The organism is Saccharobesus litoralis (genome assembly GCF_003063625.1).
Taxonomy (GTDB): Bacteria; Pseudomonadota; Gammaproteobacteria; order Enterobacterales; family Alteromonadaceae; genus Saccharobesus; species Saccharobesus litoralis.
On sequence record NZ_CP026604.1, the window covers coordinates 367,281 to 384,248 of the forward strand.

The following is a 16,968-nucleotide window of genomic DNA, read 5'->3' on the forward strand; positions in this document are numbered from 1 at the left end:
ACTTGTAATCATTATGTTAATAAATTAACAATCAAAATACATAATTACAAACTATTCTTGTAAATCAATTTGTTAGCGGTTAAAAAACAATCAATTGATACGTGAGAATGGGAATATCCACGCCAGTAAACGAGAGTTTATGCCAATGCCATTAAGTTCACGATTTTTTGCTTGGGATTTACAAACAAGAATGCTCGCCAGCTAGAGGACAGGGGTTATTCCTGTGAATAAATAGTCGTTAAGAATGCTTGTGTTAGCGGGTGCAAAACCCGCCCTACAAGGGGATTGTTTGTAGGCTCTGCAAGCATGAAGGCTCGCCAACAAGGTTATGGTTATAGAGCAGGATTTATTCCTGCAAATGTATAGTCAGTAAGAATACTTGTGTTAGCGGGTGTGAAACCCGCCCTACAAATTTGTTAAATGATATTGACCTAATTAGGCACTTAATTTTAAGTATGTAACAAGCTTCTGCTTGAGCGTGTCTTTATCGATCGGCTTGCTAATATAGTCATCCATACCTGCGGCTAAACACTTTTCTCTATCGCCTTTCATCGCATTAGCTGTCATCGCTATTATTTTAAGTTGATCTGGCTGTGGGATAACTTGGCTAGCCCTTATCGCTTTCGTGGCTTGGTAACCATCCATTTCAGGCATTAAACAATCCATTAACACTAGATCGTAAGGATTTGTCTTTTGAAACGTTTCTAATTTTTCCAATGCAACTTTACCATTTTCGGCTACATCGACTTCATAACCAAATCCTTTAAGCATTTCACTTGCTACTACTTGATTAATAAAATTATCTTCTACTAAAAGCAATCGGACTGAATGCGCTCTATCAGCGTCAAAATCCACGTCTTCTGGTATGGTAACTATATCACTTACATTTTCTTCGGCTTCTAACAGACGAATAGTAACGATAAAACAACTGCCCTCGCCCTTTTTACTTTCAACACGAATACCACCTTGCATCATTTCAGCAAGTTTTCGGGTAATGGTTAGCCCTAAACCTGTTCCACCAAATTGTCGTGTTGTTGAAGAGTCTTCTTGCTGAAATGCTTCAAATAGCCCTTCTAATTTGTCTTGGGCAATACCGACTCCAGTATCCTTAACTGATATTTCTAATTTTAGCCCTAATTCATCAGCTACTAATAAATTAACGTTAACTGTAACTTGCCCTTGCTCAGTAAATTTAATCGCGTTACTGCATAAATTGGTCAATATCTGCTTAATTCTGACCTCATCACCACAAACACGTTGCGGTAAATCACGTGATTTCCTGAGTACAAAATTGACTTGGCTTTCTTCCGCTCTTAATTCAGTTAACGCAGCGAAGTCATCTAAAAATAAATGAAAATCAAAATCTTTATTTTCTAACTCTAATTTACCTGCTTCGATTTTAGAAAAGTCTAAAATGTCATTAATCAGTGTTAATAGTGTACTAGCACTAGTTTCTGCAAGATGCACATAGCGCGCTTGTATTTGACTTAATTCACTTTCTTTCAACAATTCCAGCATACCTAAAACACCATTCATTGGTGTTCTAATCTCGTGGCTCATATTAGCTAAGAACTCAGATTTAGCATTTGTAGCTTCTTCAGCTTTGTCTTTTGCTTCTTCCAATGCCCAAGTTTGAAACTCTAGTTCTAGCGCATATTCGTGTAACTTTTCTTCAGACTGTTTTTGTAACGTTACATCTTCAACTGACACGAAAAAACCACGAACATCACCATTTTGATCAAAATCTGGTGTATAGGTAGCGTGTATGTGTTTCCTACCACTCGGATACTGAACAACCGAATCAAAAGAAGTAACTTCTCCAGCTAAAGTGCGATGTATATGGGGTTTTAATTCTTCGTAGGCTTCTTCACCTAATCCGTCATAAACGCTGTGTCCGACAATCTGATTAATCGGTTTTTTCGACCATCTCTCATAGTTTTTATTAGCGAATTGATAGATTAAATCTTTATCCACGTATGACAGTAAAATAGGTACAGCATTAGTTAGGTTTTCAATAAAGGTTTTGGTTTGATGTAATTCATCAGTTCGTCGCTTAACTTCACTTTGAATAACACCAGCGGTATGACGAATAGTATGCACGTATTTAGCTATCACTAAGCTTAATAGTGTACCGGTTAAAAACACCCAAACAGGCCAATTAGATCGTTGACGTTCAATCAACTCAATAGAAGGTCGAGCTTTGAGTTGCCATTTACGCCCTGCCGTAACATCTAAATTTATTGTGACATCATTATGAGTATAACTTTGAGTGGAATCAGTAAAATAACTCAGTTGTAAAGGTTCAGTATCGGTAATATCAAATAAAGTAAATTCACTGGTATGTTGTTGTTGAACATTGATAACTTCCGCCATTAAAGCATTAGCTTTAAATGCGGCTAACACAAAACCTTTAACTTGCTCATTTAGTGGTAAATTCCTATCAACCGGTTGATGGTATAATGGTAAAAACACCAAAAAACCATACTCTTTTTCATCACCTTGCACTAAGTGAATGGCTGACGTTGCTAACATTTTTCCGGTTTTTGCTGATTCAACAAGAGTTTTATTGCGGGCTGGATTAGAAGCTAAGTCAAAACCCAAAGCAGTTTCATTGCCAATATAGGGTTCAATATAGGTCACCGGATAATAGTTAGCTCGAAAATCGGCTAGTACCATTTCTCCTTTTTCTGTTCGTTCAATGATTTTGTAATTACGATGATTTTCTAATTGCGCTTGTTCAAACTCGTTACGCTGGGCATGCTCAACTTTAGGGATCCACTCTAAAGCTTGTACGCTAGGATGGCGTGAAATTGCCATTCGAGCCACTCTAGCAAACTCTTGTCGATTAACTTGTTCGGATGCTTCAAACAGACTTTGTAATGAATACAAAACTTCTAAATCAACGGTAAACTCACGCTCTAAAGACAGTCCAACGCGATCCACTTCAGCGTGGAAATGATCCCAAATTTTGCTGGTTTCCATGTTATATATCATACGCGCGGCTAAGGCAGAAAATAAAATACCTAAAGCAACGAGTCCATATAGCAAATAGTAACTTTTACGCAAAATGGTACATTCCCTCTTCGATTATTAGTGTTGTAAGTGTAAGGCATAATACTCAAAAAGAAAGTATAGTATGCGCTAGGCTATATGATTGAATTTATTTAAGTTTCAAAAAATAAATAAAAATACTAGCATGGCTTTATCACGCTAGATTAATTGCCGCTTACTTAATAGTCTACTACTATTAGCTAAGCTATAGTCTTCTCGCTCAGGTCTTATGGTTCATTGTCATCGCTTACTCACCCCAATCACATAATAGAGCATATGCTCATGGGGATTCGAAGCTTGCCTGCATGGATGCAGGTAAGGGGCGTGAGCAGGACGCGGTAGCTTTGACGGCTTCCCCTAAAACCTGATCGCTTTGACTATAAATTAGCCAGTTCAGCAGCTAAGAAAACTTCAATTTCTCTTATTATAAAGACACCATTGTGCATTAAAAATGAAATTTAAATACAGTTTTGCGATATTAAACATTTGTTTTTGTTCTAACCTATTTGCAACTGAAGTCACAAAGTTAACTTTAGATGTGGGATTGCAACACGACAACAATGTAACCAACGCGTTGAGCAACATCGATAAAATCGAGGATACCCTAGCTCAAGCTAATGTTGCTTGGAAAATGCAAAACGAATATACACTAGGGAAAATGGTGTCCATGGGGGCAAATATTAAACATAGCCAGTTTAATGAATTAACAAGGATGAATAATACGCAAATTGGCGGCTTCATTAGTTACGGCTGGCAAAACCAATTCAACTACTTAGCGCCTTTCTATAAAGTTACTGTGAAATACAACAATGAATCATTTAATGACGAGGCTAGAAACAGCAAAATTTGGCAACTCGATTTTGTCGCTAGTAAACGCATCACCCATAAATTAACCAGTCAACTTGGCCTAAGTGGTGTCAGTAAATCCAGTCGTAAACAGATATTTAATAATAGGCAAATTGCCGCCTTTGCTAATATAGATTATCAATTTTCACAATCTATAACTGCCTATCTAGGTTTAAATTATGCCAAAGGGCAACTAACCACTATGGCAAGAGCCTATGATTGCCAAGAGCAAATGGCTTACCAAGCAGAAAAGTATAAAAAGTACGCCAACAAAGCATGGCAAGATACCCAAATGAGCAAGGATTATTGTGGTGATTGGTGGGTCTATCAGTTCGATGGACAAACAAAAAGCATGGTACTGGGAGGAAATTATCTCATTAACCACAAAATGAGCTTGGACTTATCTTTTTTGTCAGCCAACGCAAAAGCTGACTACGGCGCTACATACAAACGAAACAACATTAACTTAGCGCTTATCTATTTATTTTAGGCTGTTTACGTCAACAAGCGCTTAAAGCAAAGTATGGAAATTAAATTTATGGAAGAGACTTATTTGGCGGTATGATTAAACACACCGTCCCAATCTTCTCCGGGCGGATTGCGTTTAAACAACACTAAGCGCTGTTGGTATAACAATATAAGACGTGGTGCTAGTAATTCCTGTTTAGCCAGTTCATTTAATAACAACCTTGCTGTCTCCCATTCTTGCTGGCGATACGCTAAGCAAAAACGAGCAAACTCAATACTGATCGCTTGCACTTCATCTAACTTGTCTTCCGGCAACGGATCAAGTTGAAAAATAGCCACAGGCTTATGTTTGCCTTTTACCCGAACTATATCTAACTCGAGTAAGTGGTGTTGATGTTTACTCACTGGCGGCATTTTATCATTAGCATCTGGATAATTATTGGCTTCTAACTGCTCCATTAGCAACGCTTTTTGGGTATTTTGCCCAACTAAAATATCCGCACCATACTGTTTTGTTAACCCTTCCAAGCGTGAAGCTAAATTAACCGCATCTCCCATTACCGTATATGCCATACGAAATTCAGAGCCCATATCACCGACAAACATATTGTCAGTATTAATACCTATGCCAATATTAACTTTCGGCCAGCCTTTAGATTCAAACTCCATATTGAGTAAAGATAAAGCTTCCATCATTTCGTAAGCTGCATTAGCTGCATTTTGTACATGATGTTTATCATCCAAAGGTGCACCCCAAAACGCCATAATGGCATCGCCCATGTATTTATCTATTGTTCCTCTATGTTTATGGATCACCTGAGTCATCACGGTTAAATAACGATTCATCAGTTTTGATAATTCTTCAGGTGTAAGCTTTTCAGATAGCGATGTGAAATCACGTATATCGGAAAACAAAACCGTTAATTCTTTATTCTGACTTTCAAATTGATAACGTTCAGGCGATTTAACCATTAGCTTCACGTGTGCTGGCGGTACATATTGGCCAAATCGTTTAACAATAAGTGCTTTTTGTTTTACCTCAGTCAGCATATTAAAGATTGTTTGCAATACAAATAAACTGAGAGTTAACCCTAACAAAGACGCCGTCGGCATAACGACTTGCTGCTGCCATTGCAACTGACTAATTGCCAACACAGCCACCAAAATAAGTATGGTAAACAAAAGCTGGAGTCGCGGTTCGGCAAACCAAGCAATTAACAACATAACAAGAGTAAAAAAGACTAATAATCCGACTTCATACTTAAGCAAGTAGTCAGGTTCTCGCCATAATCGATTTTCTAATATTCCCGATACAATATTGGCGTGAACTTCAACGCCTGGGTAGGTATTGGCAAATGGCGTTGTTCTTAAATCCAATAGTCCTGTTGCATCTGTCCCGACTAAAATTATTTTATTTTTTAAATCTTCTTGCGCGTAGTTTTGCTGTAGCAAATCAACAATTGAAAAATAACGAAAGCTTCCTTGCTGACCACGATAAGGTACGTAAATTTCGCCTTGCTCACCGGTTTTAATACGCCGAGTCCCGATCTGGATTGCTTCAACAGGCAAGTCAGGTTGGTTTTTGTTTAGTTCGACTAGAATATTATCGCTATCAAGTCCAATCCTAGCTAACGAAAGGGCAAGTGACGGATAAACATATTTATCGATACGTTGCACTAGCGGTACTCGTCTAAAAACGCCATCGTCATCCAACATTGGATTATCAAAAAAGCCACTCCAGCGGGCTGTTTCATGAAATATAGGTAGATTAGCAATATAGGCTTGTGCATTGATCAGTTTAGATTGCGACTGGTCGGGTAACTCAACCACAGGTAGCGGCAGTGCGTTAACATTCGCTCTTTGTGCATGATGAAACACGATACCTAAAACAACATTACGATCTTGTAAACTTTCAGCAAACGTTAGGTCAAAATTGAGTTGAGGATGTAAAGCTTGATAAGCATTTTCAAACATTTGATGTTCGCCAATCGGGCTCGACTTAAGAATATTTAACACTTCCAAAGGAGTATTATCAGAGGCTTCTGAAAAAACCATATCAAAGCCGACAGCTTTTACTTGGTAGTGATCAAATAGAGTATCGAGTAATTGAGCTAGAACATCGCGGCGCCAAGGCCATTGCCCTAATGCTTTGATACTTTTTTCATCAATATTGGCAATGGCGACCTGTGTTCCTTGGCTATTTTCAATATTTAGATTAAGTTTTTGATCGTACAAAAACAGCTCAAAGCGCTCAATCCAAGCCACACGCCACAAAGAAAAGACATGACCGATAAAAAAAAGAAAGCAAGCCAGCGTAATTAGCAAAATTCCAGAATGTCGCGTACGCCCCATTTTAGCTTTCCTTGCCTATCAGCATGGTTAACTCCCAAATTGAATCAAATAAAACTTAGTAAGTTCGTCTAGGTTTACTATACCCCATTAAAGAAGAAAAAGGGGTATTACGTCCTACTAGCGCCTCAATCAACATTAATTCTTCATCTGTGTGATTTTTCATTGGGGCCGATTCAATAAAGTTGCCTGAGCGACCATCAGCTAAAACATACCTAGGCGAATCATGATGTACAGCAGATACAATTTCTAGGCTGGTTTTGTCGTTATTGGCTTGAATGGCGGTTTGCCCATAACAAGTACAAACATAACTGTGGTCGTTAAAAGATTCTGCGTATACCCCAGTACCGCGGATTCCTATCGTAGCCGTGGTCGTTTTTATTTTGTGTTCTTTTTCAGATTGTTGTCGTTTACCAAATACCGACAATAATTTTCCTTTAGTCAGTTGCAAGCCACTTTCAATTTTATCCTGCTCGCCAGAAAAAATAACTTTACTATTTTCTCGCAAGATATGGGCGTCTTTACCAACGACAAATATTAATTGACTATTAGATTCCGTTTCGACGGTATCATTTGCTGTGATAATTGTTTTACTGTTTGCAGCCTGGCCATTCACCTTAACTTTACCCGACAAAGTAAAAATAGATTCATCCGCTGATAATTGCTTTGGCACTTTACCTAATGCATGAACCAAAGGCGATAACAAAGCGGAACCAGCCGTTAAGCTATAACCTGATAAAACTAGTGCTTGTTGCAACCACTCTCGACGCGATAAGGACTGAAATGACTTCATTTTAAGAAACTCTTTGTTATTTAGCTTAAGTGTAACGTTAGAATTTTATTTTTGTTAGATCCATTAAGACCTGAAATTTAAAACTAAAATTACACCTCGCATTATCTGATTGAATAGCAGTTTATGCTTTGTAACATTGTAAATTTATAACCAGTTCACAATTTAAAACCTAATGCATAATCTCTGAGTTTACTCCTTATTTGATGCACAATTGGCAAATATCATTTTTAGCGCAAAGGAAATGAATATTATCGGACTAAACATGCACCCAAATACACAATACAAAAATGAGTTTAACGACTTACCACTTGATGAATTACTTTGGCAAGCGCATAACTTTATGAAACCCACATTGGGTCAATTAACTATCCATTCACCTGAAACAAATGAACTTAAAGCCCAATTAGCCGAAATGATGGCATTAGATGAAACCTTATCTAACAAAACGCGATTTTCGGCTAAAGCGACTTTACTGAATCTACAAAGTACAATATATAGTCAAAGCGATCAGGTTTTAGGGGCAGGTTTCTAGTTCCAGACGAAACCTAAGTACTTACATCCATGTAAGCAAAGCCGTCAAAGCTACCGCGTCCTGCTCACGCCCCTCGCTTAAAGCGCCTACTTTTGGTACCTGCATCCATGCAGGCAAGCTTCGAATCCCCATGAGCATAGGCTCTATTATGTGATTGGGGTAGCCTAAATGGATTTAGGTGTTAGGACGACGCAGGAGCCACAGGTTTCCTGTTCCAGACGAAACCTAAGTACTTACATCCATGTAAGCAAAGTCGAGAGTAAGCGCAGACAATGAAACATAAGGCCTGAGCGAGAGGACTATAGCCACAAACGTAACTTGTCAGCGCCCTACGCCCCTATTAATCGCTACGGGGTGTAAACCGTAGAAATACCAATTGACAAGCAAAGGGCTAATCACTAGCCTTAATTGTTATCGCTAATAAAAATATATTACAGCCTATCCACCATGACACATTGGCGTCTACTGTTGATTTTATTGTGGTTAGTCATAATACCTACCAGTTATAGTCAACCACATCATCCTGTCCCACCCCAAACTAGTAAAATTAGTAAACTCAGTATAGCTAACGTTGTCGCCCACACGCCTGAAAACTGCGCTGTGGTGAGTTTAACAAAAGCCTATCAGGCACTCGGAATTGAACTGGAATTTATCGTTTTGCCCAGTAAACGTTCGATTATTGCAAGTAATAATGGATTACTTGATGGGGAAACAGCAAGGATCGCTGGAATAGAAAAAAAATACCCAAATTTAATTCCAATCCCAGTTGCCATATGCCGTATGGAAACCGTAGCCGTTAGCAAGCAAACGATAAAATTTAAACAAATTGAAGATTTAACCCAATACAAGATGGGTATTAAAAATGGTGCCTTACTGCATCAAAAGTTATTTAAAGGGGTTGAGTACAAACCCTTTGTTTATAATAAACAGCTAATTAATGCTGTACGTAAAAAACAAATTGATCTTGCAATAATGACAAAGTCCAAAGCTGAATCATTAATAAACCAATATGGTTATTCTCAATTGACGATCCAGCAACCCGTTTTAGCCACGACTTACCTTTATCATTACCTCAACAAAAAACACCAGCACCTTGTCCAAAAGCTAACCTCAGAGCTTAAAAAGCTTGAAGCGTCTGGCTTTATTGAACAAGCCATGCGCAATCATCAAGACTAACCGCATTATTTTTTACAACAAAAGCAAAAGTATTAACGCTGCAAACTAACAGGCAATAGAATTGAAACCACTAAACCACCCTCTTGATGGTTTTTCGCCCTAATATCACCACCATGAATAGCAATGGCTTTTTTGGCGATCGCCAAGCCAAGGCCTGTGCCGCCACTTGTTCTATCGCGAGCTTCAGCTACACGATAAAAAGGCATAAAAATTTTATCTAGCTCTTGCTGATCCTTAATACCAGGACCATCATCCCTGACTGCCAATTCAATAAAATCATTTTGTTGACTTAAACTAATCCAAAGTTGACCTTGGGTTTTAGCGTATTTAATGGCATTTCTCACCACATTTTCTATTGCGCTACTCATTAACACGGGATCGCCAGATACCACTACGTCACGAATGACAGCAGCATTAACCGTTAGCTGCTTAGCTTGTACTTCAACCTGCGCTGACTCTATAATTTCATTCATCAATGAAGACAAATTAAATGTTTGCTCATCTAAGTCAACTTGATCATTTTCTAAGCGAGCCAAACGCAAAATATTGCCGATCATGTCATCCATTCGATGCAGTTCATTTTCTATTCGAGTCAAATAAGCTTGATTATCGTGCGGATTTTTTAACGCCATCGCCAGTGATAACTCCATCCGTGTTAAGGGCGTGCGTAATTCGTGAGATACATCGGCTAGCAGGCGTTTGTGTAAATTGACTAATGATTCTAATTTTTCTGCCATCAAATTAAAATCACTTGCTAAATCACCTATTTCATCTGGTCTCGAAGGTAATTGCCTAACTCTGTGGGTTAAATTGCCTGCAGCTAATGCTTGAGTTGATTGGCGCAGTGTTTTTATCGGCTTACTCATGCCACGAGCTATTAACCAGCAAGGTATAATGGTAAATAACGCCGCAATACCGAGCAACAACCAAGGTGGTATACCTTGAGTCATACGCCTGTAGTGATGAAAACGACTGGCTTTCATTATCAAGAAAAGCTGATAGTGTTCGGTTTTATTGGCAAAAGAAACAGGGCCAATCAAGTAATCATCTGCCACTTTAATTTGTAAAGGTTTAGGCTGTAACGATAGATTTTGCAAAGAAGATAAAGTCACCTGTTTAGGCAACGCTTTCTCGTATATATATTCGCCTGTTTGTAAGTTTTTAATAATAGTACGGCGTATTTTTTGGTTGCGCTGAATACGCTTTACCTGCCGTTCAAGATGACTAGGATCCGCTTTAGCCAATTGTTGCGCTAAAGAATGCATAAACCGCATATGACCAGGTTCGGCAGGCATAACACTTTGCTGCTCATGCAGCACGCGTAATATGATGAACGTAATGACAATCACCGCAATAACGGTGCCCCAAAAGCCTAAAAATATTTTGCCGAATAAATAATTAAAAGGGTTAAATCTGGCTAAATTTGAGAAACTAATATTCACTAATTGTTAACCACTAATCGATAACCCGCACCGCGGATTGTTTTAATTTGAATATTAGGATCGGCTTTGAGTTTTTTACGCAAGTTACTCATATGCATATCAATACTGCGGTCAAATTGCATTAAACGCCGACCGAGTACTTCTTTACTTAATACTTCTTTGCTAACTAAATTAGACAAGTTTTGATTCAAATAAACTAAGAATTGAAACTCAGTGCCGGTTAGTAATATTTCTTCACTGTCATATTTTAGACTTTGATTGTTATGGTCTAACAAAAAGATGCCTATTTGATCTTCACTTTGGCCTAAAGCGCTTTCTTGCGCATAATCAAATCGTCTTAATATAGCTTTAACACGCGCCAATAATTCACGGTGATTAAATGGCTTGGGCAGATAATCATCAGCACCGAGTTCCAAGCCTAATATTTTATCAAAGTCATCACCTTTCGCGGTTAGCATCAAAACTGGCATCTTAGTAAATTGGCGTAAACGCTTTAATGTTTCAAAACCATCGATCCCAGGTAGCATGACATCTAACAATACCAAGTCATATTTTGTTGTTTGTAATTTTTCAATCCCAGTTAAGCCATCATATACACATTCGCAGTCTAAATTTTCGCTAGTTAAGTATTCACCCAACAATGATGAAAGCTCTTGGTCATCATCAATTATCAATATTTTACTATTCATCATTAATTTCTATTCTTTACTATTAGTTATCAGCTTTGTATCTACCTAAGCAGCTTAAAAGCGCCTTTCTTAATCGAAAACTAGATTTACATATTCTTTACACTGCATTTGCGCTTCTTTGCTTTATTAACTCTATTATTTTAATCAGCCCACGGTAATCCACACCGTGGTCAGATTAAACAACATAGATTGAGGATAATAAAATGAAAGCAATTGTAAAACTTTTAGCAACTAGCGCATTAGTATCAAGTATAGCATTAGCACCTAGCGCAATGGCTAACCTAGATATTAATCAAGCCGACAATAAAATGATGTGTAAAAAAGCCAAGCAGAACAAAATGGCTAGACATGGTATGCATCATAAAGGATTTTCTGGCAAAGGCCACAACATGAAACGCATCTTCAAGCAATTGGATTTAACTGATGCGCAACGTGAGCAAATTAAAGGCATTTTCGCCAGCGTCAAAGACAGCAATGAAGCTCTACGTGAGCAAATGAAAGCTTACCGCACTGAGTTAAAAACACTAGTTAATAGTGACAACTACAGTGAAGACGCCGTACGCGCTTTACGTGCTCAGTATCAAACCAGCTTTGATGATGCTGAAGTTGCAAAAGCGAGTATCAAAAATCAAGTGAATGCGGTATTAACTGACGAGCAACGTGCTAAAAAAGCTGAAATTATGGGCAAAATAAAAGCGCGTATGGAAAAATTTAAAGAGCGCCGTGCTGAAAAACGCCAGCAAAGCTAATGTCTTATTTTAGCTTTGCCCGTAAAATTCGACACCTCAATCACATAAGCTTAGTTTAACTAAGCTCAATGGGTAAAACTAAAGACGAGTTGGCCGTAAGCTCAATGATTCCCTTGGCTTGCGGCCAGCCCAACACAATAAACTCATTCAATTCAGGTGCTAAACGAATATCACAAGCATCACCACGATTGATGGCAACTATCACTAGCTGTTTTTTATAAACGCGGGCAAATATAAACACATTGCCTTGAGCGTACAACTCAACAAATCCACCGTATTGCAAGGCTTTATATTTTTTACGCAGCCTGATCATTTGTTGCAAATGTTGATAAATAGGATGTTCACTGTGCTCTATATTCCACGGCATGGTACGTCTGCAATCAGGATCAAGCCAACCTTTTAAACCAACTTCGTCGCCATAATAAATACTCGGGATCCCTGGATAGGTTAACAACAAAGTCATCGCTAACTTTATTTTATCTTGATCGCCATTCACCAAAGATGCAAACCGCGCTGTATCATGACTGTCAATTAAATTGAATTGGCCAAGTTGTAAGCTATAGGCGATCCGCGCACGGGCACTTTGCATCCACAAAGCTAAGGTTTCTGCATTTATCCATGCATCATGGTAATTGACATCTTTTCCTGCTAGAAATCCCCATACAGGAAATGCAAAACCAAAATAGTTCATTGCGGCATCTTCTGCATTACCTTGCAACCAACGGCTAGCTTCAAAAAAATGTTCGCCAACAAAATAAGCTTGTTGGTTTTCGGTTTTAACGGCTGTGCGCATTTTTTCTATGTGATGTAAATTATTAGTTGCGCCTTTACCTTCACCCAACATATGAATCACATCCATGCGCCAACCATCAATATTGTATGGCGGACGTAACCAATGTTTTAAAACTGAGTTTTCATTCTGATAAAAAATATCGACAATATCGGCTTGGCTGTAATCCAGTACGGGTAAGGTGTCATACCCTTTCCAACTCTGAAAATAGTTATTTTCATCAAAAATATAATAATGACGATAATTAGGATCACCCTGATGTGCTTTTAAAAACCAAGGGTGAGCTGCCGATGTATGGTTTATAACCGCATCCAAGACAATTCGCATATCACGCTGATGCACGTCCGTTGTTAAATCAATTAAAGCTTGATTACCACCGAAATGCGGATCAACATTAAAGTAATCCACTGTGTCGTATTTATGATTACTCAATGATTCAAATACTGGGTTTAAGTAAATTGCCGTAATACCCAGTTCCTGTAGGTAATCTAATTTCTGGCGAACCCCGATTAAATCACCGCCATAGAATTCAATTCCACCCACTTTGGCTTCCGGTAAGCTACCCCATTCTTTAGCTATAATAGGGCCCCAATCAAGATAATCGTACTCAGCTTGTTTGGGCGATAAATTAGCATCGCCGTTACAAAAGCGCTCAGGAAAGATCTGATAAAAGACTTGGCTAGGCACCCAATCAGGAATTTGCGTCGTTGCTAGTAATTTAAACTGAACATCTAAAGTGGGTGGGAATAAATTAAGCCCGTTAGCGCCTAACCACGAAACCTGAGAACCCGACTGGAGCTTAAACGCATAAGGCGTCATTTCTTGATGATCGTTGATAGCAATCGTCACGGAATAAACATCAAAGCCAATAAATTTAGTATTAGTCTTTTTTAACGGCTTTAGCGCTTCTTCGTTATCCGGTTCAACCCTAACCCAAGCGGCATCTAAATCATAATTAGGACTGACAGCCAGTTTAAGCTTTACTTGATTACCTTTACGAACCAGCATGGGCTCTGTTTGAATGTGCCAAGCTAACATAATAAGTTCCAACAACAGCAGTATTTACGCAGGAGTATATGTTGTTTATTGAATAATTGCTCTCGCATACGAATGGAATAAACTGCATCGAGATAACAAAACAAATAAAACTAAATAAAACACCACACCACCACTATCATTTTGCTGGGTACCGGTTTGTGGGGCGCTAGACAAGGATGGGTCAAAGGGATAAGCATCTTGGTTGTCACCAACACCATCATGGTCTGAATCTAACCACTCACTTTTATCGTCAATAAATGCATCACTATTATCGCCGTAGCCGTCTTTATCCGTATCCAACCATTCAGCACTATCAAGAGGAAAAGCATCGCTGTTGTCACCAACAAGATCACCATCACTATCAAGCCACTCTTTTTCATCTAACGGAAATCTGTCTTGGTTATCCCCAATGCCATCATTGTCACTGTCTTGCCATTCACTGGGATCATCAACAAACTTGTCATTGATATCAGCAACTAAGTCGTTATCTGTATCTCGCAAACGAGTATTTAAACGCAATAATAAATCAGTCGTTTGCAACCAGTCCTTGTCTAATGTAAATGACAAACCTTGGCTATCACGGCCTTCACCGGACACAGCCAACCAAGTCTCGTTATACCAAACGGCTAAGTCTGCGATTTCATAATAAGTCGATTGTAAGTATTGAATATTGATTAACTCTGGCAATTGCTCAGGGTTAACACTCAATTGATAATAACTAAAATCTTCTGAATTTTGGCGAGATTGTATCTGTTGCAGCCCCAAAATGTCTTTATCAGCACTAAAAGCCGTTTTGCCTAAATTAGCCACATCAAGTTGCCAATATTGCTCAGTAGTGAAAAATGTCAAATCAATCAGTTGACGCCATTTTTCTACGTTATGTTCAACGGCAATCGATAAGGTAAATTCACCTATCTCATCGGTTTGCCCAGAGATCACACCTTCACGAGTTAATTCGAGACCAGTAGGTAAATTACCAGCAAGCAAATTAAAGTGTATACTTTGATATTGTGAAAAAGCAGGCCGTAATTTTACATGTTGCTTGGTTGGCATATCCGCTAGCGCTGTGACTAACCAATGATGAGCAAAACCATTAATACTAACAACTTGGCTATCAGCACTGGTAACTGTCTCGAGTTGATTATTGATATCGGACCAATATTGATAATTAGCAACCAATTTGTATTGATATTGGCTATTGATATCAATGCCGTGATCAATATACAGGCCATCTTTTACATCTAGCTGGGTAATGGCCAACCAATCGCTGTTTTGCCGACGATATACTGTTACGTTATCAGCCATGGTATGAGTAGATGACCAATGAATATGAGCGGCGCTATCACGTATATCAATATGACTCATGTTGATAGCGGGTAAATCGGGATAACCGTATAAAGGTTTACTGACTTCTCCCGTTAATGATTCAACTTGAAAATAACCAACCCTTTGTTTTACTGAGTTTGGTATAGTCTTTACTGTTAAGGTATTGGCCTGTTGTATTTCAATCGCTAGATCAACCCGTTGTGATCCTTGAGCTTGTAAAACTACATAATATAGCTTTGATACCGTATCAAGGTTGCTGCCATGTAAGGTGATTGACTCATCTGTGACTACATGATCAAATAACTCTGCTCGTTGAATATTATTGCTTAACAATTTTTGCAATGATAAGCGTCCTTCACTGCGCACTTTTGTCTGTAATTGAAAGTCAATATTACTGTGCCAAAGCAGTGGTTTAATATCGTTGGCTAATAAATTAGGGTAAGCTTGCTTTAGCAAAGCAATACTGGCGCTGGCAAGAGGCGTGGCCATTGAAGTACCAGATTGCTGTTTAGTACTGTTACCTAACCAAGTACTCCATAAACTTTCGCCCGGTAACGCAATATCAACCAAAGAGTCACTAAAGTTAGATTTATGCCAGAGTACATCGTCTTCTGTAGTGGCGGCCACCGCTATTAGATTAGCAAACTGTGTACTAAATCCCGCTGGGTAAACAGGGCTATCTCCGATATCACGACCAGAGTTACCTGCCGCAGTAACTATTACCACATTTTTGCTCATCGCATAGTCAATGGCGTCGGCAATTGCTTGACTAAAATGACTAAACTCTAACGACAAATTAATAATATTTGCACCGTTATCTATGGCGTAATACAAGCCCTCCACTACACTGGCAATATCGCCACCGCCTCGACTATTCAAGGCTTTAATGACCATTAAACGCGCTTGTTGACACATTCCGGCGGTATAAACTTGGTTGTTAGTTTTAGCGGCTATTAAGCCTGCCACATGCGTGCCATGTCCATAATCATCTGTGGGGCTACCACCTTGACTAATTAAGTTAACGCCGTGAACATCATCTACGTAACCATTTAAATCGTTATCAATGCCATCATTGGCGACTTCAGTTGAATTAACCCATAAACTTTCGTTTAAATCAGGGTGGGTTAAATCAACCCCTGAATCAATAATGGCCACTACAGACTGGTTACAATCGCCCGTTGTTTGTTGCCAAATACTCAACATATCAAGTTGGGTTAAATGCCATTGGCTGCTATATAAGGGGTCATTAGGCGGTGTAAAACTGCCTCCGGCGGCAAACTGAGATTGCTCCACATTGGCAATGCTTGGCTCTTGTCGTAATGCGTGTAAAACATCAACTAGTGCTATATCGGGTAACAAGCTTAATTGCGTATAATAAAAATTAGAATGACCACCTAACCAATGTAATTTACCGAACTCCGCCGTAGCTAACTGACGTTGCTCAAACGTAACATCAGCTTGCCATTTAATAATCACATCCGCTTTAACGCCAAAATGTATACTTAACATTAGGCCAAAAACCGAGCTGGTTAGGTATTTCCATACCCAATATTTTATCATTTTTCCTTTACCTTAAATTTGCTCTCGATTGTCATTACAGCATTTTTCCTGTGCACTAAATCCTCTTTTTAAAAGAAAAATGAACAAACAAAATTCCTACTATAGCATTTAACTATAAAAACTAATTAGCAGTTACATAGAAAGAGTAGGATAACGCAA

At 38.7% G+C, this 16,968-nt stretch carries 11 protein-coding genes; 4 read left to right on the forward strand and 7 right to left on the reverse strand.

The window, feature by feature from the left end:
• Positions 1 to 435 precede the first annotated feature (435 nt).
• Positions 436 to 3,066, reverse strand: coding sequence for a CHASE domain-containing protein (locus C2869_RS01350; protein ID WP_108601248.1), 2,631 nt, complete (start codon positions 3,064 to 3,066; stop codon positions 436 to 438).
• Positions 3,067 to 3,502: 436 nt separating this feature from the next.
• Here C2869_RS01350 and C2869_RS01355 point away from each other — a divergent pair, with 436 nt between their 5' ends.
• Positions 3,503 to 4,387 carry a hypothetical protein gene (locus C2869_RS01355; RefSeq protein WP_108601249.1) on the forward strand — a complete coding sequence of 295 codons (885 nt, stop codon included), beginning with the start codon at positions 3,503 to 3,505 and terminating at the stop codon, positions 4,385 to 4,387.
• Between the two features lie 59 nt (positions 4,388 to 4,446).
• Here the strand turns inward: C2869_RS01355 and C2869_RS01360 are convergent, their stop codons facing one another.
• Complete coding sequence (locus C2869_RS01360) at positions 4,447 to 6,717, reverse strand: CHASE2 domain-containing protein (RefSeq protein ID WP_108601250.1); 2,271 nt, start codon at positions 6,715 to 6,717, stop codon at positions 4,447 to 4,449.
• 55 nt (positions 6,718 to 6,772) lie between these two features.
• Complete coding sequence (locus C2869_RS01365; RefSeq protein WP_108601251.1) at positions 6,773 to 7,507, reverse strand: FecR domain-containing protein; 735 nt, start codon at positions 7,505 to 7,507, stop codon at positions 6,773 to 6,775.
• Between the two features lie 241 nt (positions 7,508 to 7,748).
• Here C2869_RS01365 and C2869_RS01370 point away from each other — a divergent pair, with 241 nt between their 5' ends.
• Both C2869_RS01370 and C2869_RS01375 read left to right on the forward strand, forming a co-directional pair.
• Positions 7,749 to 8,039: a hypothetical protein gene (locus tag C2869_RS01370; RefSeq protein WP_159083976.1), complete on the forward strand. Its 291-nt coding sequence runs from the start codon at positions 7,749 to 7,751 to the stop codon at positions 8,037 to 8,039.
• Positions 8,040 to 8,486: 447 nt separating this feature from the next.
• On the forward strand, positions 8,487 to 9,215 hold the full coding sequence (locus C2869_RS01375) for a substrate-binding periplasmic protein (protein ID WP_108601253.1): 729 nt from the start codon (positions 8,487 to 8,489) through the stop codon (positions 9,213 to 9,215).
• Between the two features lie 32 nt (positions 9,216 to 9,247).
• Here the strand turns inward: C2869_RS01375 and C2869_RS01380 are convergent, their stop codons facing one another.
• A complete protein-coding gene (locus tag C2869_RS01380) occupies positions 9,248 to 10,657 on the reverse strand; it encodes an ATP-binding protein (protein WP_108601254.1) in 1,410 nt (469 codons plus the stop codon).
• Positions 10,657 to 11,346 (reverse strand): response regulator, encoded by a 690-nt coding sequence (locus C2869_RS01385; protein ID WP_108601255.1) that lies wholly within the window; start codon positions 11,344 to 11,346, stop codon positions 10,657 to 10,659. The genes C2869_RS01380 and C2869_RS01385 overlap by 1 nt, the downstream gene beginning before the upstream one ends.
• Positions 11,347 to 11,549: 203 nt before the next feature.
• Between C2869_RS01385 and C2869_RS01390 the strand changes: the two genes are divergently transcribed.
• Complete coding sequence (locus tag C2869_RS01390) at positions 11,550 to 12,095, forward strand: Spy/CpxP family protein refolding chaperone (RefSeq protein ID WP_108601256.1); 546 nt, start codon at positions 11,550 to 11,552, stop codon at positions 12,093 to 12,095.
• 55 nt (positions 12,096 to 12,150) lie between these two features.
• Here the strand turns inward: C2869_RS01390 and malZ are convergent, their stop codons facing one another.
• Complete coding sequence (gene malZ, locus C2869_RS01395; protein WP_108601257.1) at positions 12,151 to 13,923, reverse strand: maltodextrin glucosidase; 1,773 nt, start codon at positions 13,921 to 13,923, stop codon at positions 12,151 to 12,153.
• A gap of 45 nt (positions 13,924 to 13,968) precedes the next feature.
• The gene (locus C2869_RS01400; RefSeq protein ID WP_108601258.1) at positions 13,969 to 16,809 is read right to left on the reverse strand and encodes a S8 family peptidase; all 2,841 of its coding nucleotides are present in this window, start codon (positions 16,807 to 16,809) and stop codon (positions 13,969 to 13,971) included.
• Between the last annotated feature and the right edge of the window lie 159 nt (positions 16,810 to 16,968).

Coding starts and splice junctions, on each gene's coding strand:
- C2869_RS01360 (WP_108601250.1), bottom strand. CDS start 6,717: ATGGGGCGTACGCGACATTCTGGAATTTTGCTAATTACGCTGGCTTGC.
- C2869_RS01375 (WP_108601253.1), top strand. CDS start 8,487: ATGACACATTGGCGTCTACTGTTGATTTTATTGTGGTTAGTCATAATA.
- malZ (WP_108601257.1), bottom strand. CDS start 13,923: ATGTTAGCTTGGCACATTCAAACAGAGCCCATGCTGGTTCGTAAAGGT.
- C2869_RS01355 (WP_108601249.1), top strand. CDS start 3,503: ATGAAATTTAAATACAGTTTTGCGATATTAAACATTTGTTTTTGTTCT.
- C2869_RS01390 (WP_108601256.1), top strand. CDS start 11,550: ATGAAAGCAATTGTAAAACTTTTAGCAACTAGCGCATTAGTATCAAGT.
- C2869_RS01400 (WP_108601258.1), bottom strand. CDS start 16,809: ATGATAAAATATTGGGTATGGAAATACCTAACCAGCTCGGTTTTTGGC.
- C2869_RS01365 (WP_108601251.1), bottom strand. CDS start 7,507: ATGAAGTCATTTCAGTCCTTATCGCGTCGAGAGTGGTTGCAACAAGCA.
- C2869_RS01370 (WP_159083976.1), top strand. CDS start 7,749: ATGAATATTATCGGACTAAACATGCACCCAAATACACAATACAAAAAT.
- C2869_RS01385 (WP_108601255.1), bottom strand. CDS start 11,346: ATGAATAGTAAAATATTGATAATTGATGATGACCAAGAGCTTTCATCA.